Annotated in this window: 18 protein-coding genes; 8 read left to right on the forward strand and 10 right to left on the reverse strand. The window is 40.9% G+C overall.

The annotated features are described in order from the left end of the window. Positions 1-218: 218 nt before the first annotated feature. Positions 219-1,481, forward strand: coding sequence for a serpin family protein (locus PHF18_RS04010; RefSeq protein WP_300098657.1), 1,263 nt, complete (start codon positions 219-221; stop codon positions 1,479-1,481). A gap of 1,155 nt (positions 1,482-2,636) precedes the next feature. Here the strand turns inward: PHF18_RS04010 and PHF18_RS04015 are convergent. From PHF18_RS04015 to PHF18_RS04030, 4 genes are all read right to left on the reverse strand, one after another. Beyond that, positions 2,637-3,425, reverse strand: coding sequence for a winged helix-turn-helix domain-containing protein (locus PHF18_RS04015; RefSeq protein ID WP_300098660.1), 789 nt, complete (start codon positions 3,423-3,425; stop codon positions 2,637-2,639). A 912-nt stretch (positions 3,426-4,337) separates the two neighbouring features. After that, positions 4,338-5,135 (reverse strand): tryptophan-rich sensory protein, encoded by a 798-nt coding sequence (locus PHF18_RS04020; protein ID WP_300098663.1) that lies wholly within the window; start codon positions 5,133-5,135, stop codon positions 4,338-4,340. Between the two features lie 58 nt (positions 5,136-5,193). Then, entirely contained in the window at positions 5,194-5,532 is a 339-nt protein-coding gene (locus PHF18_RS04025; RefSeq protein ID WP_300098666.1) for a hypothetical protein, read from the reverse strand. 420 nt (positions 5,533-5,952) lie between these two features. Beyond that, the gene (locus PHF18_RS04030; protein ID WP_300098669.1) at positions 5,953-6,381 is read right to left on the reverse strand and encodes a hypothetical protein; all 429 of its coding nucleotides are present in this window, start codon (positions 6,379-6,381) and stop codon (positions 5,953-5,955) included. Positions 6,382-6,700: 319 nt separating this feature from the next. Between PHF18_RS04030 and PHF18_RS04035 the strand changes: the two genes are divergently transcribed. The 7 genes from PHF18_RS04035 to PHF18_RS04065 all read left to right on the forward strand — a co-directional run bounded on the left by PHF18_RS04035 (position 6,701) and on the right by PHF18_RS04065 (position 13,991). Further along, the gene (locus PHF18_RS04035; protein ID WP_300098672.1) at positions 6,701-9,637 is read left to right on the forward strand and encodes a HEAT repeat domain-containing protein; all 2,937 of its coding nucleotides are present in this window, start codon (positions 6,701-6,703) and stop codon (positions 9,635-9,637) included. A gap of 48 nt (positions 9,638-9,685) precedes the next feature. Continuing rightward, positions 9,686-10,027, forward strand: a complete 342-nt coding sequence (locus PHF18_RS04040; RefSeq protein WP_300098675.1) for a hypothetical protein — start codon at positions 9,686-9,688, stop codon at positions 10,025-10,027. Positions 10,028-10,302: 275 nt separating this feature from the next. After that, on the forward strand, positions 10,303-10,440 hold the full coding sequence (locus tag PHF18_RS04045; RefSeq protein WP_300098678.1) for a hypothetical protein: 138 nt from the start codon (positions 10,303-10,305) through the stop codon (positions 10,438-10,440). A gap of 240 nt (positions 10,441-10,680) precedes the next feature. Next, positions 10,681-11,841 carry an AI-2E family transporter gene (locus PHF18_RS04050; protein ID WP_300098681.1) on the forward strand — a complete coding sequence of 387 codons (1,161 nt, stop codon included), beginning with the start codon at positions 10,681-10,683 and terminating at the stop codon, positions 11,839-11,841. A gap of 221 nt (positions 11,842-12,062) precedes the next feature. Next, a complete protein-coding gene (locus PHF18_RS04055; RefSeq protein ID WP_300098684.1) occupies positions 12,063-12,248 on the forward strand; it encodes a CxxC-x17-CxxC domain-containing protein in 186 nt (61 codons plus the stop codon). An 862-nt stretch (positions 12,249-13,110) separates the two neighbouring features. Then, positions 13,111-13,482 carry a hypothetical protein gene (locus PHF18_RS04060; RefSeq protein ID WP_300098687.1) on the forward strand — a complete coding sequence of 124 codons (372 nt, stop codon included), beginning with the start codon at positions 13,111-13,113 and terminating at the stop codon, positions 13,480-13,482. Positions 13,483-13,610: 128 nt separating this feature from the next. Continuing rightward, complete coding sequence (locus PHF18_RS04065) at positions 13,611-13,991, forward strand: hypothetical protein (RefSeq protein WP_300098690.1); 381 nt, start codon at positions 13,611-13,613, stop codon at positions 13,989-13,991. Positions 13,992-14,422: 431 nt separating this feature from the next. On the opposite strand, the gene PHF18_RS04070 is transcribed toward PHF18_RS04065, so the two are convergent. From PHF18_RS04070 to PHF18_RS04095, 6 genes are all read right to left on the reverse strand, one after another. Continuing rightward, positions 14,423-17,002: a vWA domain-containing protein gene (locus tag PHF18_RS04070; RefSeq protein ID WP_300098693.1), complete on the reverse strand. Its 2,580-nt coding sequence runs from the start codon at positions 17,000-17,002 to the stop codon at positions 14,423-14,425. Continuing rightward, positions 16,999-18,885 (reverse strand): BatA domain-containing protein, encoded by a 1,887-nt coding sequence (locus tag PHF18_RS04075; protein WP_300098696.1) that lies wholly within the window; start codon positions 18,883-18,885, stop codon positions 16,999-17,001. Before PHF18_RS04075 ends, PHF18_RS04070 begins: the two co-directional genes overlap by 4 nt. Positions 18,886-18,893: 8 nt before the next feature. Beyond that, entirely contained in the window at positions 18,894-19,775 is an 882-nt protein-coding gene (locus PHF18_RS04080) for a DUF58 domain-containing protein (RefSeq protein WP_300098699.1), read from the reverse strand. Between the two features lie 42 nt (positions 19,776-19,817). Beyond that, positions 19,818-20,819, reverse strand: a complete 1,002-nt coding sequence (locus PHF18_RS04085; protein ID WP_300098702.1) for a MoxR family ATPase — start codon at positions 20,817-20,819, stop codon at positions 19,818-19,820. A gap of 289 nt (positions 20,820-21,108) precedes the next feature. Next, positions 21,109-21,864: a hypothetical protein gene (locus PHF18_RS04090; protein ID WP_300098705.1), complete on the reverse strand. Its 756-nt coding sequence runs from the start codon at positions 21,862-21,864 to the stop codon at positions 21,109-21,111. Positions 21,865-22,963: 1,099 nt separating this feature from the next. Further along, on the reverse strand, positions 22,964-23,392 hold the full coding sequence (locus PHF18_RS04095; protein WP_300098708.1) for an ester cyclase: 429 nt from the start codon (positions 23,390-23,392) through the stop codon (positions 22,964-22,966). Between the last annotated feature and the right edge of the window lie 31 nt (positions 23,393-23,423).

A 23,423-nucleotide genomic window follows, 5' to 3' on the forward strand; every position in this document is an offset into this window, starting at 1 on the left:
AATTACAGACCGTTCGTACACTTTCCAGTGTATTAAGAGGTGATTGAGTATCCCTCTATTCAAAAAACAACCTGCGTTATTCAAAAAACAACCTGCATTATTAAAAAAAGCCAACTTCTGCCATTAGGATCTTATATCTTGCCATTTAAAAGATAATCAGCAGTCTCTCAATAATATTTAAATAGGTTATTATATACAGCCTCAAGATATTATAAAATATGACCCGAATTAGATTTGTGTTTTACGCAGCCTGTATAGTATTTACTCTAACGTTGTTGTGTACAGGCTGCGTTGAAGATACGGCTGTAATTCCGGAAAATACGATAAGTGTAGGCTCGGTTGAATACTACGACACCGCGGCTGCAAACAATGCTTTTGCTTTTGACATGTACTCGCAACTGGAACAGCTGGAAACCGGAGATAAAAAGAACGTCTTCTTTTCGCCGCACAGCATATCTGCTGCCATGGCGATATGTTATGAGGGAGCTGAAGACACTACGAAGGAGCAAATCTCAAACGTATTTTATTTCCCCACGAATAAGACCGTTTTGAAAGTTCGTTTGAAGGAAATGAATGACAAGATAAATTCCGATGCCGACGATTATGAGCTTGAAACTGCAAATGCACTCTGGGTGCAGGAAGGGTATCCCATAAAAGAACAGTATGTTTTCAATGTAAAAAACTACTATGAAGACGAAGTGACAAATCTCGACTTTGTGGGAAAAAGGGAGGACTCCAGAGATACTATCAATGAATGGGTCGAAGACAAAACCAACGACAAAATAAAAGACCTGGTCCCGGAAGGTTCAATAAATGAAAATACACGGATAATTATCACAAATGCAATTTACTTCAATGGAAAATGGGAACATGAATTTGATAAGGAGATGACCGGCAAAAAGACTTTTTATCCGTCAAAAGGGGAAGAAACCCCTGTAGACATGATGTACATGTCCAGCAATTTTAACTATGGAGAAAATTCAAAGGCAAAAATCATAGAATTGCCTTACAAAGGAAACAGCTTGTCCATGTACATTGTGCTTCCGAAAGACAATAATATTACAGAATTTGAAACCGATTTCACGGTTAATGATTATACCGAACTTAAAAACAACATGGACTCCATAAGAGACGTGGAAACCTCAATTCCGAAATTTAAGTTTGAGACTAAAACCGAGCTTTCCAATTCCCTCGTTGAAATGGGCGTTATGGATGCATTCAACCTCAACCGGGCGAATTTTTCAGGAATTAGTGACGAACCGCTAGTAATATCCGAAGTGATTCATCAAGCTTTCATAGATGTGCAGGAAGAAGGTACGGAAGCAGCTGCAGCAACAATGGTTGAGGTGACGTGTAGCTGCGCAATGGACTCAGAACCAAAGGAGTTCAAAGCCGACCATCCGTTCATGTTCTTCATAGAGGATAAGAGGACAAATTGCATCCTTTTCATGGGAAAAGTTGAATACCCTGAGTATGGGTAAACTGAAGAGCGTTAAAGTGGCAGCAAAAAAGAAGTGGCTAAAATAATGCCTTCTATGATTAGACTTCACACATTTTCCTTATTTCATTTTTCAGGAAAGCCGTTCGCCTCGTTTTCTTTACTGAGAACACACTAATTTATTCCGTCCGGCAGCTACGTAAGTCGCCAACAAATCCCACCCATCGACCTGCTCATGAAATGTTTTTCCTCCAGTATACCCGGGCTGCACTATGCTATCGTGACCCGATGGAAAAATTAACTATAGTAAATTACCTGAGCTCCTTCAACAATCTAAACGAAGATATATACCCCGGAAAACATGAAAAATACGGAAAGACTAGAATTTTGTAACTTAGTCCTCTTGAGCGCAGCGAATAAGTTCACTACTAAAATCCATAAAGTAGTCCTCTTGAGCGCAGCGAAAAGGACCGCGTACTCCCGAGGCGCAACTCGGGCGGCAAATCGGGCGGCAAATCGGGCGGCAAATCGGAAAGGAAAAAAGGAAATGTCTGTGACTTTCTTTGTTTGTGACTGCTTCCCGAACTCCTGGATGCATTGGACTCGTCACTCCGAGACCAATATAGCATACCCCCGTTTCAAACTGTCTAAAACAACAATATGGAGCAAAAACAAATTTGAAACTAAATAAGAGCGGGGAAGAAGCTAAGAATATTTATAAGAATAGTTACTGCCAGGACATCTTATCGAGTATCCTGATTAAGTTACTTGCCTCATCATAGGATAATTCAGGCCAGCTCTTTTTGTATTCATCGCAATACTGACTAATTTTTTTATGTCTTTCCATATACCGAAGAGACTTTATTACAAGATTTTTTTGCCTAAAAGTTATCGTAGAACCCATTAATTCCATAAAATACTCCTTATATTATGCCTTCATTGTTCAGTATTCGGTACTGCAATCAATCAAAAATCCGGAAGTAGAAAAAAGCCATACGCTTGATTGCTATTTATATATATAGCTCACACTATATATACATACCTTATGAAGATATACTTATTAGACATAATGTCAAAATATCATATATAGTCTTTTATCTTTATATGAAATATCCCTGGCATTATAATTCGGTACATGTTGGCTTTAATTAAAAATCCAGATAAATGAAAACCCAAATAACCGATCTGTCTTCTTTTCTCAGATTTCTTTCACTTCTCGGGACAGCCCTTCATAGTAAGTATAGAGGTCTTCTCCCCATCGAAGGGCTTCGGGTTCGAAACATATGATATCGTTTATGTGGTCGTAGACACCGCTGGTGTAGAAGAGACCAAGGGAGAGGAAGCAGTTTGTTACTGTACATGAGAGGAGCATTTCTTTATCATAAACATAGACATGGATGTTGTCAAGGGCAAGGAATTTTTCCACTTCAGGCCTGAATTCGGTCTCCATCCTTTCAAAAACAGGTTCAGTAACTACCAGGGAGATATTGATGCCACTTTCTGCAAAATGCAGGAACATTTTCGGGTAGAGGGGGTGGATAAAGGGAGAGAGGCCTTTTACAAATTCGGATTTTGCGATGTTTTCCACAAATTCAGTGTGGGGAGAAAACATGCTGCTTTCGTCAAGGGGCCTTGCAAAGGTACTGCATTTCAGGTCGCTTATCCTCTTTAAGAGATGAGGGGGGATGCCTTCGAGTTTGTGGCTGACCCAGAAATCGTATTTCTCCTCAAGGGTCTCCATGGTATCGGCAAGACTCTGTAGATTTTCAGTGATTGTATCCCCCAGAAGGGTCAGTTCATACTTTTTCCTTGTTCCGCACAGGAGATACCTGTCTTTAAGCAGTTTGATCTGAGGCTGAACCGAGGTTGGACTGGCATTGAGGGAATTTTTTAGTTCTTCAAGGCTTTTTGGGCCTTCCTTCAATAATAGAAGGATATTTTTTCTTTTCTCAGAAAATAAAACCAGGTCGAGATAAGAGTTTTCCATTTTCCAGGAACCCCCTTTTCAAAAGTTAATTACTGAATTTTAACATTTTTTGTGGTCCTGTCTACATACTTTGAGTATAATATCAGGATATTTGAATTGAATAAGAAGTTATATGTTTTGATCCAGATGTCCGGGGTATTTAAAGCTCTAAAAAACTACTTCCTGCTTTGTGGTTGCCGAACACTCTTAGACACAAAAAGCAAAACTACACAGGCATCCGACCTGAAAAATATCAATCCGTGAATATATCCTCTGAGGCTTATTCAATTTGCTTTTCTTCTCTGAACTCACCTTCAATCTTTTTTCTGCCAGATAAAATCCAAAATCAATACTTATAAGAAATAATTTCTTATGTTATCCAAGGTTATTTGTCTTAACTAATTTTGGATGTTGGTGATTTTAGTACAACTTCCTTAAAAATAGGGAGTGTTTTTAATAGTTTAGACCGTGAAGCCAAAAACGGGGTTGTTGAACACTTTCAAAGCTCTCATTGTTATACTTGAACACAAGGATAATTGAACCGGCTTTATAAACTATCCAATGAAGCCAAAAATATCTTGATTAAGGTCTTGATAGAGCATACGAAGCTTTCATGGTAACTTCTTGCCCTAAGAGAAGAATTAGATTCAAAGGGATAAGGGGTTCGAATCCTACCCCTTGCACTAAGGAGTCGTCACAGAACAAACTATGAACAGGTTTCGATTGGATGCCTTGATTTTCAAGATCAAGATCACCACTTGAAGGTATAATTGAATGATAAGTTGCATAGTTTATTTCGCTGCGGATCCTAAGGACCCACTGCGAAATAACATAGGCAACTTTTTAGACTGTACTCAACCATTTTCACAAGCAAGCCCCCCGATTAAATCCCAAAATAATTATGCGTTACCTAGGTTATTTCGTAACGAGCCCTTAGTGACTTTGGTTAGCAGTTGAATATTTATTATACCTAAGTCTACCAACAAAAAATCCAAATAGAGTCAAACATACTATCACTGTAGTAATGATGCTCTGGTATTGCCCACCAAAACCATCTGCGGATAGGTGTTTAAACAGTATCCCAAGATACGCCCAAATTAGCACTAAACCATACGCGATATTTTTATCTTTGTTCATCCGTAAAATTCCAATCAATGATCCGACTAGCAAAATAATACTTGTCCAGACAAAATCAGCAATTCCAAATCCATTCCAGCCTACGCTTACTAAAAATACTGTTATATTGGCAATGGCCGCCACAGTAATCCAGCCGAAGTACACGCTAAACGGGGTGGAAATAAATAATTTTTCCAGTGATTCCATTTTCTCAACGCGAAGAATATCTGTAATTTTGATAAGTAATATAAGTAGTACTGCCATAATAAGTACCGAAAGACCGATAAAATCATAATGCCATGCAAAAATCCATGAAATATTGGCAATCGAAGTGGCAATAAAAAATATATTAACCTTTTTCAAAAGCCCTTCTTTCTTTTGAGTACCCTTCTTTCCAAATGATATAAATTGATAGATTACATAACAGGCAAGCAGAAGGTAAATCAGACCCCAAATAGAAAATGTCAATCCAGCCGGAGCGAATAGATTGGGATACGCATCAGATATTGTACCAGTAGAACGGTTATTGATTGGCAAGCTGTTGGCTAAAAAATTCACAATTACCATAGCAATATAAGCCACACCTGCAAAAATTTTTATAAACATATTTTTCATTTTTCCACCATAATCGCCTTATAGATATAAATGATGACGCATTATATAATTTTATTTATTATTTTTCATATTTTGTTGCAATATAATCTATTATAATACCATAAACAATTCCTGCAAAAAATCCCGGAGTATCTTTAAAATTTGTTGCAATATAAAAAGAACCACTAATTATAAATCCTAAAAACGCACCTCTAAAAAAAATATTTCTAGTATTATTTTTTATCTTATAAAACGGTGCTAATCCAATTACTAAACCAATAATTATTCGATTTATCCAAGTTGACAAAATAAATAATTCATTACCTATAAAACCCATCCTTAAACTAATTCCAATTATGCAAAAAACGCCAAGGATAGCTCCAGTTAAAAGTGATATAATTAACCGTTTATTACGCATACTAAATACTATACATTACAAATTATATAAGTAGATCTTAATCTCAAAATGATATAGGACTTACGCAGTTGAACTGAAAACCATAAGCGGAAAAGACTTAACTGTATAAATCATACTAATGTTGACGAGCCCGCATGTACCTGATTTTACCCTCCAAGTGCGTAAGTCCTACAAATGTAGAAATGGTTTGAATTTTAAGACAGCCTCTAAGACATGGTTGTTAAGGGTGAAAGGCTTCTTACTTTCAGCGTTTTGCTCCAAAATGTTTTTTTTCTATCCTACTCTCCCATGAAGCCAGAAATCCCACTCCAGAACTCGATGGAGTCAAGTGGCGCGGAATTATTAAATGGGTTGTGGCTGGCTGGCGGTGGTGTGGAGTGAGGTTGAAACACGCCGTAGATATATACATCAATAGTTGCGTTAAATAGCAACCGTTACTTCGGGATCTTCGCCCTCTTCTTCAGGCAGTAAATCATCCTCTGTCAAGCCCAACACCTCAACGCCGTACTTTGTCAAACCAAAATAGCAATCCACTCGCTTTGGAGTATGGCGAAGTTGGTTAAGATCAAAACCGAGATTGTAGCGGTGCTTATATGCAAAATAATAGCGAGCGCCATGATTTGTCAACTTATAACGATAACAACCACCATGACCGGGAGCTTTTTTTGGCATCCTCTTAATTAAACGGTATTTTTTATACTTTGCAAGCATCGACCGGACACTTGCTGGATTCCCAATTGCTTCGCAAAGCTCATTCGATGTCATAGCTTGTGGATAGACAGCAAAAAACTCTGACAATATGCGTAACTTAAGAAAATTGTGCTTGTGATAGATTCCTGTAGCGGTCAATATAATAGTATCCTCTTCAAATTTAGGGGTAGCAACGTGAATTCCACGGATTTGAGTGAAATTGAATTAAGTTTATAAATTAGGAAATCACATCCATACGCCCTATTCAGTTTACATACTTCTCAAATTTAACGTTCAAGTATTTGCCTATCTGGAAAATTTACCGCTGATTTTGAAGAGGATACATATAATATATACATCAGATTACATATTTGATTTTTTAATAACCCTGTATAATATCAATACTTATAAGAAACAAACCTGCTAAACTCAAATATAGCAAACAGGAAGGGATTAGAGCAGCAGTTGGTGAAAATTCTTGAGTGATCAGCCCGGTATACATGATAAGACTTTCAGTCAGGTTTCGGATGAGAGGAAAAATGCCGCAAGACAGCTGGGAGTCCTTTTTGAGGTTTTTCCTGAGCGGAAGCAGGCGTTTGAAGATCTTTTAAGGCTTTGTTCTGACAGGGACAGTGAGGTCAGGGAAGAGGCTGTCAATTCCCTTCAGACGGTTTTTCCTAATGTACCTGATAGGGAGCTTGTCTGGGAGAGGTTCGTAAACCTTACGGCTTATCCGTCAGAGGGGGTAATGAGAAGAGCAGTAAATGCTCTGATTGCTGTCTTTCCACTTATGCCTGATAAAAGCCGGGCATGGAAAGATCTGTTAGGGCTGGCAAATTCAAAATCAAGCATGGAAGACGTTAGCAGGGGGATTGTCGACCTGCTTCCTGACGTGGTCCGTGAGCTTCCAAATAAGGAGCAGGCCTGGAAAGACCTGCTTGAGATGACTTTTTCAGATGACTCTTATGTGCAGGAAAAAGCGGCTTCTTTTTTAAACATTGTTTTTTCTGAAATGCCAGGGGAAAGGAAAAATGACGCATGGGAAGAATTGCTGAAACTGGCAGGTGAATCCGGGAATTCAAAGGTCAGGGAATTGGCTGCAAGGTCTGTGGGGGAGGTTTTTCCGTCTTTGCCTGATGAAATGAAAGATGAGGCCTGGGAAGAGATGCTGGAACTTGCAGGAAAATCCGTGGATCAGGCCGTGCAAAAGGAAATTCTGCTTGCTCTGCCTTCTGTCTTTTCTTCTGTTCCGGATAAAAAAAGGGCATGGAGTGACATATTCAAGCTTACGGAAGATGAGAGCGAACCTGTACGAAAGCAGGCAGCAGATTCCCTCGTGTCCATATTTCCTGATATACCGGACCTAATCAGGGTCTGGGCTGATTTCCTGAGGCTCACCAGGGCAAGGGACGGGTATGTAAGGGATACTGCTGCAGATGTGCTTTCAGCTGTGTTTCCGAGCCTGGACGACAAAGACCCCGTTTGGAAGGAACTTATCGAACTCGCAGGGGATGAGGACGAATATGTCCGGAAGACCGCAGCTGATACCCTCATTAAGGTTTTTCCACACATGTCCGACAAAAATCAGGTATATTCGGACCTTGTGCAGCTGGCTGAAAAGAAGGATAGTTATGTGCTCAGGAAAGTCGTAAAGACTCTTGATTCTGTTTGCCCTCAATTCTGTAATGGGTATGAGATCAATGAAGTGGAAACGGAAACCGGAAAAAATAAAGAGAAAGAGGAATGGGGGGAAAAGGGGGAAAATAGGAAAAAAATGGCAGGAGAGGGGGAGGGAGAGGAGAAAAGTAAACCTGCAGGTTTTTACGAGCTGGCATCAGAAAAAGCTGCCTTTGTGCGAAGGGATGCAGCTCATTCTTTAGGTTCTGCCTTTCCTGTAAAAGAGAAGGAAGACAGCTATGTACGAAAAGATGCGTCTGAGTCCTTTACCAGGGCATACCCTTACCTCCCGGATAAAAAAGAAGTCATAGGAGAGCTACTAAGCCTGCTACAGAACCCGGACCCGCAGATGCGGAGAGGAGCTATAGAGTCCCTGCTCGCCCTTTATTCACGAAAGGCAGGCAAGACGCAGGACATCTGGAGCGAACTTCTTAAAATGTCAGGGGATGGAGACACAGGCGTCAGAAAGGACACGGCAGGGCTGCTTTCCCACGTATTTCCAGCGGTTGAGGAAAAATCCGGAGTTTTTTATGACCTTGTCAAACTCACTGAAAGCCAGGACGCTCAGCTTCGGAAAAGAGCGGCAGAGCTTCTTGCCGTTGCATTTACATATTCCGATAATAAACAGAGGGCATGGAACGATCTGGTGAGGCTTACATCCGTTGAGGATAGGGAAGTCCGGAAAGGAGCGGCACTTGCTCTTGCGTCCGGATATACAGGTGTTCCGGATAAAGGGAAAGCCTGGAGTGACCTTATCAGGCTTTCAACTCATAGCGACATTTTTGTGCAGCGGACTGTAACACGAGCTCTTGGGCCTGCCTTTTTCTATGTTCCTGATAAAACATGGGCTTGGAGAGACCTGCAGGTTCTTATCGAGAACCCTTATATCTATGTCCGCAGGTACTCCCTCCGCTCCCTTGGAAGAGCTTCCCTATGGAGGTCACTCCAGGCGGAAAACGAAGCTGCTTATCTTTTTGGGCTCAAGGAAGCTGTCAAATATTTTAAAGAAGCGGCTGAAACTTCTGTTGACGCCGCCATCCCTGAGTTTTACGATCCATTTTATGAAACTCTTCTGCAAATACTTTTCAGCGACAATCCGGGACGAGCGGCCAGGCTCGAAAGTGAGATGTATCTCTCAAAGGTAGCCCATGAGATCAGGGATCTGGATGAAAATCAGAAACTTCTGGAAATTCTAGGAGAATTCACAGGGCTTCTTCGAGCAGCAGGAAATCTTGCTCCCGGAGACCTGCCTGCCCAGAAAAAGTTGCTTGAGGCCTGTATTGCGGCTTTTGATAGGGTTTCAGGTCTTCTGGAGGCTATGGAAGAAGACTTTATTCTTGCACAGAAAACTGTGAAAAAAGAGTATCCGAAAATTGGAAAGGTAGTTCTGAAACAGAAACTAAAAGAGACACTTTCCGGAATCCGGTACAGAGCAAGGACAGCTTGCTTGAAGGCAAAAGGCACTCCCACGGAAAAACTACTGTGCACTGTAAGCCGGAAGGTCAGAGAATGGAGTTTTCAGGACCTTGAAAAAGACCAAAAAGAACTGGATAGGCAACTTGATTCTCTGCTCAATTTCCTCAGAGCTCAGATCCCCAATGTTCCTGAAAACCTGTACATCTTTGAAAAACTTGAAGACATCAGGCAGGAACAGGACATGCTGGAGCGCTACAGGCTCGTTGGCAGATTCATAAGCCTGATCCCCGGAGTCAGAATGCCAAAAGCATCAGGCAAATAAGGGTCATTTACCCTGGAATTTATATCCAATCCTGCCAATCTCTTTTTTATGTACGGAACAGGCATTGAAGTGACAGATGAGGATTTTGAATTTACAAAACCCCCTCTTTCTAAAAAATTCATTCGCCTCGTATTCGAAAAGTATCAGCTGGACTACATCACTTATTTCGGGGAAAATATGTTCTATGTCTCAGGGCAGAACTCCCAGCCTCTTACGCCGCTATATCCCAGCGCCAGATACCCTGAGGATATTGAACTGGTTTTAGATTTCATGGCACGTGAGAGGATCCGCAGGATAAAATACGAGGACGGAAGACTTTTCCGGTCTGCAGTTCCAGGACTGGCTGATTCTGAACAAAAATACTTCCAAACAAAATGCGAAAAACATTGATCCGGAGATAAGAGCCTTAGATCTGGAAATAAGAGCCTTAGATCTGGAAATAAGGAGCTCAGATCTGGAAATAAGGGGCTCAAATATAGCTGCATTTAGCTGCGTTTAAGACAGCTGCATTTAAAACAAAAACCCGATTGTTTTTTTCCTTTTGTTCTGGTTATTTATAGTTTCATTGCAATATTTAACATCACAAAGTTTATCTTTATCGTTAGGAGGGGTATAAAATTATACATCTATGGGAGTATGATTCTCGCAGGATTCATGGTGTGCATATGCCACAAATGATGAACGACCTTGAAAAAATTGGGAATGAGGGCTGGGAACTGGTTTTACTTAAGGAAGATATTGATGATGAAGGAAACGTAACTGCAATTTTCAAACGGAAGAAGGCAGATACCATCTCTCTGTAACTAAATTCTCTTTAAAAACTTATTAAACACCTTATTAAATATTTTTAAATATTTTCTAAGTACTCTCTAAATAGTCTCTATTTTTTATTTTTAATTATACTTTTTACCGATTAATTTTTTATAAACGAATTTGATCCTCTCAAATCTTCCTCTCAATAAAACAAATTTAATGCTTTAATAGAGAGGAGTTTATTTATATTGATGGTAAGTTATTTATCTACTTCCTCAGTATTTTATTCTATGAAAAATTACGATCCTGTTAAGGCTATCTATGCAGTTATAATCACACTGGTTTCTTTATATGCCTTATATATAACATCCGCTTTTTATTATGTCCTTATTCTCAGCGCTCTTTTTGCTTATGTTATTCATCCGGTGTACTCTTTTTGCTTCAGATTCGTAAAGCGCAAGCATACTTGTGCCATGATCCCACTTGGTGCAATCGCCCTTCTTATAGTATCCTCCGGCATTATGGCAGTTAAGGCTTTAATGAATGAGATCTCAAGAATTTTAGAAATTCCCAATACCCTTAATGGGTTTGCAAACATGGATCTCAGGCGGATAGTCGGGCTTTTTGAGCCTTTTATCCAGACCCATCCAGGGAAACTGACTGAAAGCATCGGTGCATACTTCAACTCCCTGGTAACGGCTTATGTTCCTGAAATCCAGAATAATATATTCCAGATCTCAACTGGCCTTTCGATTCTGATTGTAGAGCTGATCGTAATTGTTGTCCTGACCTATTACCTTCTTGTAGAAAGCGAAACTATCGCAACCGAACTTCCGAATCTCTTTCCGGACAGGAAAGTGGGGGTTGTATTTCTCGGGGAGCTCAATTACATTTACCAGAGCCTCTTCATAGTCTACTTCCTGACCTGTCTCCTGACCGGCATACTCGGGGGAATCCTTTACTGGGTTCTTGGAGTACCTTATCCTCTTATCTGGGGAATTGTAACCTTCATAATGGCTCTCCTACCTGTTGTCGGAGCAGGCGCGGTCTACGGCCTCCTTGCCCTTTACTATGTGCTCATACAGGACTTTTTTACAGCAGGAGCCCTGATATTCCTGGGAATCATCTTACTGAGCCTTGTTCCTGACTTTGTCATAAGACCACGGCTTGCCAGAAACCGAGCTGAAATCCACCCGGCAATTACACTTGTCGCCTTTGCAGCTCCTGTCTTCGTTATCGGCCCGATCGGAGTCATCATAGGTCCTCTTACATACGGGTTTTTGCTTGCAGCCTTCAGAACAAAGAACATACTTGGGATTCCCCCTGTCCAGACAAGGAGTTCAGCTGCAAGCTCAATTGAAGATTCGGTTGAAAGAACGATAGAAAAAGCAGTTGAAAGGCCAGTTGAAGCTTCCAGTGATCATATTTTCAGTCCGGAAGTTAACCCATGACATGATAACGAAAAAGTGTTATGAATCTTACCTCTGGAAAAAATAAATTTTCAGAGGTTTTATAGATACTTTTATATAATATATCCATCTCATAGTTGCATTAAAAATAAAGATCCGTATAATCTGTTATTAAAAACTCATTTTTGTTTTTAATCAAAGAGCTCTGTACAATCTTATTTTTAAACTATTGACTATCCGCTATAAGCGGAGGTGAAACGAAAATGGCTTTTAATGACAGAAATTTCAGAGGGAATTCTAATTTCGGCGCTCCCAGAGAAATGCACAAAGCAACCTGTTCTGATTGCGGTGTTGAAACTGAAGTGCCTTTTAAACCTGACCCCGAAAGACCGGTCTACTGCAGGGAATGCCTTCCTAACCACAGGACTCCCAGAGAAAACCGCTATTAAGTGTTATCCGTGTAATTGAGTTTACATTAACACTTCATTAACAATTATTCACTTTTTTTTTTTGATTATGTGTCCCCCTTGTTAGGTGTCGCTTGTTTTATGGGTTTTAACAACTAGTTTCGCTTAAGCGGACACTATGGGGTGCTAATAGTCGTTTTCTCAGGCGGACTTGTACCTGTTATGTTTGAGAAAAGCCAGCGAAGTCCGGAATAATCATCTTATTTGGCATGAAAGTACTGTAATTTGAAAATTACTTTCATTTCTTTGTGCCTGTAATCTGAAGAATTTCATGTTTGTTTTTTGAAGAAAAGATTGCGTTCCCACCTGAATCCTGGAAGTTCCGAATACTTATAAGAGATGCTTTTGTTTTTGGGAAGAGGTTTGAGGTACTTTACTCATAGGCTGTGAGTTTTGTATAATCTCTTTATTTATGGGATAGTTTTTCGGAGTGGATGTTGAAGTAGGTTTGGAATAGGTGTTTGCTAGTTTGGTGTTGGGAGATGAGAACGCAAAATATACTATGCATTAACTGTATATATTATTTTCAACAACTAATCTTGTTTAATCTTTATGTTCGTTAGTTCATCAATATAACTTTTCATTACAGATATAATGTTATATCTTTACAATAACCATGTGCGACTTCTTACTCAACCTGGGACGTCAGTAGAAATATATTTATTTAAATTTTTAAAAAATAATTTATAGTACTTAATCCAATTTTTATATAACATTTTGATGTCAAATTATTTTTTAGCTTTAATGTCATTATTTTTTTTAGCTTTAATGTCATTATTTTTTTTAGCTTTAATGTCATCCAGAAACCTGAGGAGGAAGAGGTATAAATAAACTTAATTTTATTTTGATACTGATTATTGGGGTATTAATCACAGTAAATGCTGCTGATGCCAGGCCAGCAGGTACTATAATAAAGGAAGGTGTCCTGACGTATCCTGCAGTACCTTATATCACAGAAGACCCTCTCCTTAACCTTGAAAGTTACGGAGAGGATTACAAGGCACAAACATCAGACAACTCTTTTAAAAATATATGTTCAGGAAAGGAATGCCTATGTTTTGATAACAACAACGAGAATATTATTTTCGGGAACCAGGACGTTGGAAACCTCTGGATCTGCCCCTATAATTTTCGTTCTAATTATTATGACTGCACTACGTACTGCAGCCTGATTTTGTTTTTCTTTACTGTTCAACTTTTACTTCCCCCAACCTGAGAACATTCTCCACTCCATTCAATGCGGTTTCTTGCTAACCACCACAACTTTTGTCTCTAAAACCGGGTAGAATTCAAATTACACTCAATGATATTCAAAAAAATTATATTCAAAATCTTTTGTCAATTTTGACAGGGTTCAAGGGTAGATTTAGACGAATTTCAAAAAATAGCTGTTCAGGCTTCCTGAAAAATTCAAAAATTATGCGTGCCAGAAACCGGCAAAACAAAAACAGGCGTGTGCATATCTTTTTTCAAATTGAATTCCCCAGGCTCAGCGTACTAATTGGGCTCATCGAATTCTTTGCTGAAAAAGAATATGAAAAAGTCTTAAAAATCGGTTTATTTTTTGAAGAAAAGATTGCGTTCCCACCTGAAAATGTCTGGAAGTTCCGAAAGGTACTAAGAAATTTTTGTTTGGGAAGAGGTTTGAGGTATTTGATCTTGTGGGTTGAGATTGTTGTTTTGTCTCTTTATTGTGGAGTAGGTTTTGGAGTGGTTTTGGAGTAGGTGTTTGATGAGAACGCAAAGTATACTATGCTGTCCTCATATATAATATTTTTAGCATGCAATATTATATTATTGTTATATCCATTAGCCCATCATCCCAATATTAGTTAATCAGTATAATGCTATATCGTTGAACTAATGCAGTTGCATACCTAACATAATGTCTTTACATATACAGGGTTTCTAGATGCGGGTTAATCACAGATTTGAGCTTATAGGATTCTTTGGCTGTATTATAATTACAAATATATCACTTCCATATGGGTATCATACTTCCATAGATGTGTCATATTTCCTGAATTTGCAAGCTGTATCCGGGTTTTAGAGATTAATTTACGAAAAACGAGGGCAGAATGCCCGTCATTTAAATGATAGGTAGTTCACTTATTTCTGATACTGTTATTTCATCCATGTATTATTTCATCCGTGTGTTATTTCATCCGAGTATTATACGTGTGATGCAGGGTATACAGCAGGTATATCAGGAAAGCGAGGGCAAGGAAATATTTTGTATAAAAGACCTTTGTCAGGATTTGTTTCTCTGTCCTGGTTGAAGCGTCCTCTATTATCCTTGAGTATACATCTCCTGTAGTGTAGATTTTTCCTCCATTTTCAAGTATGGCTGTCCTGAATAGAGAATTTTCCCCGATATACGTATATTCGTCCGGGCGATTTACGGCAGCAGGCCTCCAGGATACATTCTTAGCTCCAAAAGTTTCAGGCATTAACTCCTCTGTAAGATTTATATCAACCGGGGTTTCGGAGATTTTGTGGAGGCCGAAGGTGTCGGCTGTAACGTATGATTCGTACATGTTGTTTCCGATGGATGTGATTTCCATTGGCTTTTTGTCGAAATAGAGCTCAGGAGTACCTTCTTTTCCGGTTGTGATCAGGATTCTGCCTGGCTGGTTCATTTTAAGATCAGGTACTTTTAGCTGGATATCTTCAGACATTTCGGGATCTGCAACTGCCCAGTTCAGGGTCCTTGTAATTATCAGGCTGTCATTTCCCGAGTACAGGGACGCTGCCCAGGGGATTCCGTTTCCATTCCCATTGTCGGTTGTAATCGCAGCAACACGCCCAAGCCCCAGCCTCCAGGTTGTGATTACCGGTTTTCCTAGCCTTGTTATAACAATGCGGTTTGCTTCGGGTTTCGGGGTAACCTCATTGTACCCTAAAATATCGTGGTTTATGTCAGAAATGTTCCGGGTAATAAAATGCTGCGGGTCATAGATAACGATTGATCCGCTCGAATATTCGTCTTCACGGGCTTCGAATTCCTCAGGGTTTTCGGAGAAGCTCATTTCCATCCTCTGGCCAGGTTCTATCCTGTTGTAATTTTCGGACAGGCCTATTTTGTTCATGAGGAGTGCGGCATAGTACTGTCCTTTGGGAGTGACCTGGCGGGTAGTTTTCGGAGCATGTATGTGGACAAAATGGATCCCTATGCCACTGCTTTTATGAAGGTTTTCCGCACACTGGACTGCCCGCTCAAACCTGTTATCATTTTCACCATCATTTCCGATTCCGCCATCAGAAACGATTATAATTTCAGCTTCTGCGCTTTTGTTCTGCCCGTTAAGCAGCGTTCGGGAAGTCATGAGGCCCCTTTCAAGGGATGTGGAGTCCCCCGTGGGCTTTATTTTGCGGATTTCAGAATCAAGCCAGAGCCTGTTTGACTCTTTAGACATATCCACAAACCCGTCTGTGACGTCCTGTCCCTTGCTCCCGAAGGTGATCACATCAACTCTTGCATCTTTAAGGAGATCGCTTTCAAGGAGGACAATTGCATTTGACAAAATATCGTCAAGAACCCTCCCCCCAACCCCATTACTCTGCAGGGTACTGGGTGAAACGTCAAGCATCAGGACAATGTTTCTGCCCCCTCTCCAGTTCGAGGGCTTTGAGGTAACAGGAAGGAGTTCCTCAAACTCAGTATTCTGGTATGTCTTTTCTGCAGGGAAATCAAAAGAAGAGCCCCCTCCAACCACTACCATGCCACCTCCGTTAATGACATAATTCCTGAGGGCTCTGGCTTCTGAATCCGAGATCGTTGATGCCGCCTGGTTGTCAATTATAACGGCGTCCGTGCCATTAAGAGATCCATATGACCCGGATATTTTTACGTTGTAAATCTCTTTCATTGTGTTTGCAAGAGGAGAGTCGGGCTCATTTGTAACAAGTAAGACCTCTGGCTTGGGGGTTACGTATATACTTTTCATGTACTGGTTATTGTTCTTGAAATAATCCAGATTTTTAACGCTGATGCTTGCCGGGTGCAGGGTTGCCTTTACGGTATGAGGCCCAAGCGTTTCAAAAGTGTGGTTGAACTCTATACTTTCTATTCTCCCGGTCTGGGTAATTTCCCTCTCCATAACCTTTTGATGGTCGACGGTAATCCTTACCTGATAGCTCATTTTTTCGGCAGTTGCTTTTCGAATATTAACTTTATAAAATGCGTCATTATCGATTACAGCCTCATTATCTCCTTCTATCTCCACGCTGAGGTCCTCTTTTTCAGTCTTTGGGATAAGGGCTGCTACAGGAAAATTGTTTTTGTAACAATAAGATAGGGCTTCTTCAACCGGGGTCCCGGAATTGCTCTGCCCATCTGATACCACAAGCACATAGTTATCAGGCGAAGCCTGCTGAATAATAGCATCGCCAAGAGAGGTATGTATCCCTGAAACCGTTGTAACCGTAACAGGGACTCTGGTCCCGAGTTTTTCTGAAATTTCCTCGGAAATCCCTTTCTTCAGCAGTTCCATGCTGGCGCTTTCATCGGAGATTATGGTTATCCCGGTCTGATTGGTTTTCGGCGAACTCATTTCTGCAGAATAAGGGACTGCAAGAGCCAGGATCAGGAGGAAGCCCACAAGGGCATGGAAGAACAGATGTTTTTTATTGATCTTTTTCCAGTGTCCTAAAAGCACAAGAAGTGCAAGAGGAAACAGGAGCAGCAATTCACTACTGTGTAAAAAATCAAAACCATAAGGGAAATTAAAGATCATATGATCCTCCTCCTGAACATAACTGCATTTTCAATTATGAGGAGCAGCAGTAAGGCGTAAATAAGGAACTTCCGGAGTTTGTCAGGGGACTTTGTGCGGAGTTCCTGCTTCTGGATTTCTCCGTTCTCACCTGTAAGGTTCAGTCTTTTTTCCGTAAAGGTATTAGATTCCATGGAATCATACAGGTTGGCAGCAATGTTCTTCTGGTCCAGACTGTACAGCCCGCATTCGTCATAATAGACAAAATCACTGCTGATGATTTCTGTCGGAGTTTTTATTTTGACCTTCTGGTCAAATGCCTGGTACCGGCCCGTGTTCACATTTGTTTCACTTATGTCCCCGACCCCCCACATATACTTGAGAAGTTTTACCCAGAATACAGGGTAGGTTGGGGTAGTAGCGAAATTGTTCCACGCGTCGGTTTCAGTAGTGTCACTGAACCCAACATAGGCTACGGTCCCGCTTTTTATGTTCCGCATGCAGACTAAAGGCCCTATTCCCTTTACCTCTGCAAGGACTGCAGCATCTTCTTTTGGAGTAGTGGCCAGGAACCTGCGCAGATATACTTCGCTGAACGAAACATCGTCAAAAATATTTTTTCCGCTTCCCACGGTCTCGATTGTATGGCTGCCTTCTTTTTCTACTGAAATTATATCTACCGGAAGGATAGGATAAAGCCCGCGCATCTGTAAAGAATTATACAGGCACTCGTTTCCTATGACTATCAGGTCTTTTCCACTTCTCGCATAAGCCACAATTTTCTGGACACTGCGGGTCGGGAGGGGTTCATATTTGGAGTTTACGATTATGGTATCGTACCCTGTAACATTGTCAGGAAGATCCTGCCGTACATCAACGTGAATGTCGGGCAGCAAGGATATTGCTGTTACAAGGGGAGACTTCCCAGCAACCTGTTCAGAGTCTGTTAAGACCAGGATTTTTCTAAGTTTGACTTCAGGAATGGAAATGTACGCAATGTTATCGCAGGGTATTGCATCCTCATTGAGGATTTTTACAGTTGATGTACCCTGAGGAATACTTGTAAATTTTATCTGCTGCGCTCCGAACCCTGCAAGCTGTACCGAGCTGCTTACCGTTGCGCTGGATGGGGAGTCAACCTGACTCTCCAATTGAATATCAAGGTCTGCACTTCTGTCGTTAAAGTTTTTGACTGTACATGTATATTCATACGTCCCGTCGTTTCTGTCTTTCAAATACCCGTCCACAATTGCGTAATTGGCAGTTTTATTGCCCACCTGCCTGAACTCAAGCTCCATGCTTCTCGTGTTTGCAATCCTGATGTATGTTTCAAGCGCTCTTCCTGCCCAGTTTTCAAAATCGGATATGACTACAATTTTTCCGTTCTTGTTCTCTTCATCGTTTATAACGGTCAAAATCGCTTTGGGGATATCTCCGGGAGTGTTTCTCGCTTCCAGGTGGTCAACTACTCCTTCTGCATCGTCTGCATCCAGCGCTTTTGCAAGCACTACAGGAATACTTTCTGCGGCGATAATTGTATTTTCTTCGCCAAGGCTTTCTATTGCTATTGTCCTGGCGCCATCAACCCTATCGGGTGCGTTCATGCTTGCAGACGAGTCTATTATAATTACTACCTTTTCGGAGTCTGCTTTAACCTCTTCTAACAGGGGCCCTGCAAGCGCTGTCGATATAAGAATAAGAGCCAGCAGTTGTAAGAAAAAAAGAGGGTCTGTTATTTTTTTACTGATAGTGCGCCTGGAATCCAGCACATTCTGGCTTATCCTCCGAACGAACATAAGGGAAGGCAGAATAATGTTTTTAGGGCGAGGCTTAAGCAGGTATACTATTATAAGGGGAATTATGCCTGCAAGCGCAGCCAGACCCTGAGAGAATTCAAAGTCCATAGGCAGGATCACCCTTCCCCTATAATTTTAAGAACAGTATCAAACGGCTGGTTTTTTATACTGACGCGGAAGTAAGGGATTTTAAACTCGTAGGCAATTTTCTCCAGTTCAGCCACATGCTTTGCGTATTCGGCAGCGTATTCTTTTTTAAAGTTGGGGCCCACCGTGAAACTGATTTCTTCGTTTGTCTCACTGTCAATGAATTTTACTGCTCCGTCCACGGTTTCAGGCAGGTTCATTTCGGTCTCATCATAAATGTGTACAAGTACAAGCTCATGTCTGGACAGCCTGTTAACGGCATTGCGGATCGAATCGATACCGTCCAGAAAGTCTGAAATTATAAGCACCATTGATTTCGATTTTATTCTCGGGTATACGAAGTCAGCACAATCTGCGAGTTTTGTGTTTCCATTGACCGAAATCCTGGTCAGGGAATCTATTGTCCGCAGGAAGTCGTCCCTTCCTTTGTGTGCCTTTGTGTAATCCACATCGTCTGCAAATGTTGCAATCGTATACACATCATTATGTTTCATTACGATGTAAGAAACTCCTGCAGTTATTGTTGAGGCATATTCGAACTTATTTGGCGTACTCTCAGGAAAGAGCATGCTGCTGCTGGTGTCAAGCAGTATGACCATGTTAAGGTTTTTGTCTTCTTCAAACCTGCGGATATAGAGTTTTTCCGTGCGAGCATACAGGTTCCAGTCAATTTTTTTTAATGAATCCCCTTGATTATACTTTCTATGGTCTATAAGGTCCAGCCCTGCCCCTACCCTGGTTGACTGGTGACTGCCCGTGTGAATTGCAGAAACCCTCCTGCTGAGGGGAATCGCATACCTGTCGAGTTGGGTCAGGAATGACGTATCGATTGTGTGTTTTGCGCCAGCCATGTATTATCATTGCCTCCAGCCATTTTTTTCCCACTGACCGGGTCAGATAATTGTGTTTCTGCTCTCCAGGATTTTTAGTATGATTTTATCGCTTGTGATGTTGTTCCTTGCAGCATCAAAAGATAGAATTATCCTGTGGCGGAGGACTGGAAGGGCCATGGAGTCAATGTCCTTTTTATCAACATACCCCCTGCCGTCGAGAAACGCATTTGCCTTTGCACAGAGGATCAGGGCAATTGAAGCACGTGGAGATGCACCTGCTTCTATCATATCAGGCATATTTCGGGTCTGGTTTACAATATCAATTGCATACTTTTTGAGCTTGTTTGAGATCGGAATTCTGCGGGTTATCTGCTGCAGTTCGATAAACGTCGATTTGTCCATACATTTCCGTACAGCTGGCCTGAAAGCTTCAGCATAACGGTTTACAATCTCAAACTCTTCTTCGGGGTCAGGGTAATCCAGACGAATCTTCATTAAAAATCTGTCAAGCTGGGCTTCGGGAAGGGTATAGGTCCCTTCCATTTCAATCGGGTTCTGCGTCGCAAGGATAAAGAAAGGCCTATCCAGCAAATATGTCTTACTTGCCACAGTCACCTGCTTTTCCTGCATGGCTTCAAGCAGGGCAGATTGGGTCTTTGGGGAAGCCCGGTTAATTTCATCCGCAAGCACGATGTTTGCAAAGACAGGGCCCTGATTGAACTTGAAGTGTTTTGAGCCTCTCTCGTCCTCTTCGATAATGTCGGTCCCTGTGATATCTGCAGGCATAAGGTCAGGTGTACACTGTATCCTGCTAAACCCCATACTCATGATCTGGGAAATAGTGGATATCGTAAGGGTCTTGCCGAGCCCGGGATTGCTTTCAACAAGGACATGCCCTTCACACAGCATAGTTATGAGGATCTGCCGGACCATTTCTTTCTGGCCAACGATAGCATTGCTAATTTCTTTAAAGATGACCTCGAAAATCTGTGGGGCTTTTTCATATGTGGGTTTTAAGTTAATTTCTGAATCTTCAAGCTGGATTTCCTGTAGCTCTCTCATATTGAAACTCCGTTATTTTTATGTAAATCATGCATTTTCTGCAAATTCGGGCACTTCTGCTGCTTTGAAGCTTTTTATTTTACCTGACCTTCTTACTTTGATCATTTATTCGGGATGAGTGATTCAGGGTGAAGATTCAGGGTGAATGATTCAGGGTGAACGATTCAGGGTTAACGATTCAAGGTGAACGATTCAAGGTGAACAATTCAAGGTGAACAATTCAGGGTGAACGATTCAGGATGAACGATTCAGGATGAACAATTCAGGATAATGATTCAGGATGAACGATTCAGGATGAAAGTGCTTCAAAATATTGTTTAATCAAAGGCTCATATTCTTCGGGCAGGTTCTCCGAATAGGTTTGACTCTGCCTGAATTCCTCGTTAAGGCGGTCCGAGCTCGCATTGAATTTTTGTTCAGTATCCGCATCTATCTGGCTTGTGAACCCAAGTCCCAGGCTCGGGTTGATTTTCATTTCAACCTGATCTCCATTTTTTATGATAACGGCCTCTATATTATACCTGGAATCCGGAGCAACTTTCTCATTCTCATCGTAAGCCGCTCTGGCATTCATGTTTGGAATATTGTCCCGCATATCATCGATTAGCTGGCTGGGAGAGATATCAAAGCTGAAGCCCTCATGTATGCAGAAGGTGACAGCTCCTGCAGCCAGCAGAAATATTAAAAAATACCTGAAAATCTGGTTTTTCGGAACCATTTTTTTTATATTGATACCGGTAAGTTGACCGTGGACATCCTCAAGCAGTTTCTTTGTAACTATGTTGATGTTCTTCCGGTTATCATATGCCGTACTCAGTCTTGTCTTCAGTTCCGGAAAGCTAGTTTCAAGGAAATTTATAATATTAAATTTACTTTTTCTGTCAACGAACCTGTGAATTAAACCGGCAATGAGAATCAGCACCAGTGCCCCTACAGCCATTAATCCGAGGTTAAACCAGTAAGTGCCAAGGTATGTCTGGGATTTACTCAGTTTACCCACCCCAGGAACATAATAAGCCAGTTCATACAGGTTAAATAAAATCATTAATAAAAATAAAAAGGAAAATTTTCCGGCTGTTTGTAAAAACCCGAGGGTACGATAGAACCACGTCAGGTATTTTTTATATTTATTCAGAAGGGGTACTACAAGCATATAATCTCAGACCACAGTTGTAATTTCAAATAATTATATTGTAGATGTTACTAAAAAAACTTTTCTAATATTTTAATTTTCTAATCTGGCAAATATTTCAGTAATGAAGTGACAAGTGTCCAGCCAATACACTGACAAATAATCCCGATAATGCCTTAAAAACCCCTTTTTTCCCCTGCTACGATTATTTATAACTGAAAAAATATATAATTCTATATTGCATATATTTTTTATACAGTATTTTGTATAACACATTGAATAAATAATTTTTGATGTCTGTTCAGGAAATGATATATGATTTCTGCGCCTTAAAGTCCAAGAAATACTTTCCTTGACCCTGCAAACCGCTTTTAAATTCAGATATTACAGTGCCCCCGTCAGCTTGTCTGGCGGCCCGTTGAAAAAAGAAAGAAGTCGAAGGAAAAAAGAAGTCGAAGGAAAAAAGAAGAAACTTGAAAAAGGTTATTTTTCATATAGAGTAATTCTGTTTTGTTCATCCTTACGATTTTTCGGGATAATTCATCGACAGGATTTTACTGCCTCTTTTATTTTGATTTTTCTTCTTTTTTAACTTCATCGGAATGGCCGCTCTTCGAGCGTGACAAGAACGGCCCGATATAGCTAATAACGTTGCACTGGTAAACTATTTGTAATTCAGTCCTCCTGAGCGAATCTCAGCTAAAACCCATCAAATAGTCCTCTTGTGCAAAGCTCACTACTAAAAACCAATCAAGTAGTTCTCTTAAGCGCATCTCAGCTAAAACCAATCAAGTAGTCCTCTTAAGCGCATCTCAGCTAAAACCAATCAAGTAGTCCTCTTGAGCGTAGCGAAAAGGACCTCGTGCTCCCGAAGCGAAACTCGGGTGGCGCAACTCGGGCGGCAATTCGGGCAATCGAACCCCGCTGTTGCTGGTCGCCGCTTATTTAGGAGGGAAACTGCTTCAACTGTATTCAACCCCAACGGCAGTCAGCATCGCGGAAGTAATGACATTTAACCCTGGGCTCCAGGCATAGGAAAGATTCCTAACTGCTGCATCAGACCCAAAAGGTTAGCTTCAGCCCATAATTCAGTAATCTTACCATCCTTAATGCGAAAGATCTCTATGCCAGTCATGGTTATCGGTTTGTCTGTAGCCGGTAAACCCATGAAATTGCCTTTATGTATTCCGCGAGCTGTAAAGCGGGCAACTACGTTATCTCCCTCGGCAACCATGTCTTCAATTGTAACATTGAGATTCTCGAAGGCTGCCCTGCACGTGGTAATTACTTCATCCATTCCTTCGATCCCCGGAGAGGCAGGAAGAGGTGCATGCATAACGAAATTAGGGGACAGCAACTCATTAGCAACACTCAGATTTCCCTTAGATGGCCCTTCTTCAAAGAATCGGCGAACTATTGATTTGTTCTCTTCTGTAGACATTTTTTCCTCACTTTTTTAAATACAAAAGTAA

This window comes from Methanosarcina sp., from assembly GCF_028693135.1.
Lineage (GTDB): Archaea > Halobacteriota > Methanosarcinia > Methanosarcinales > Methanosarcinaceae > Methanosarcina.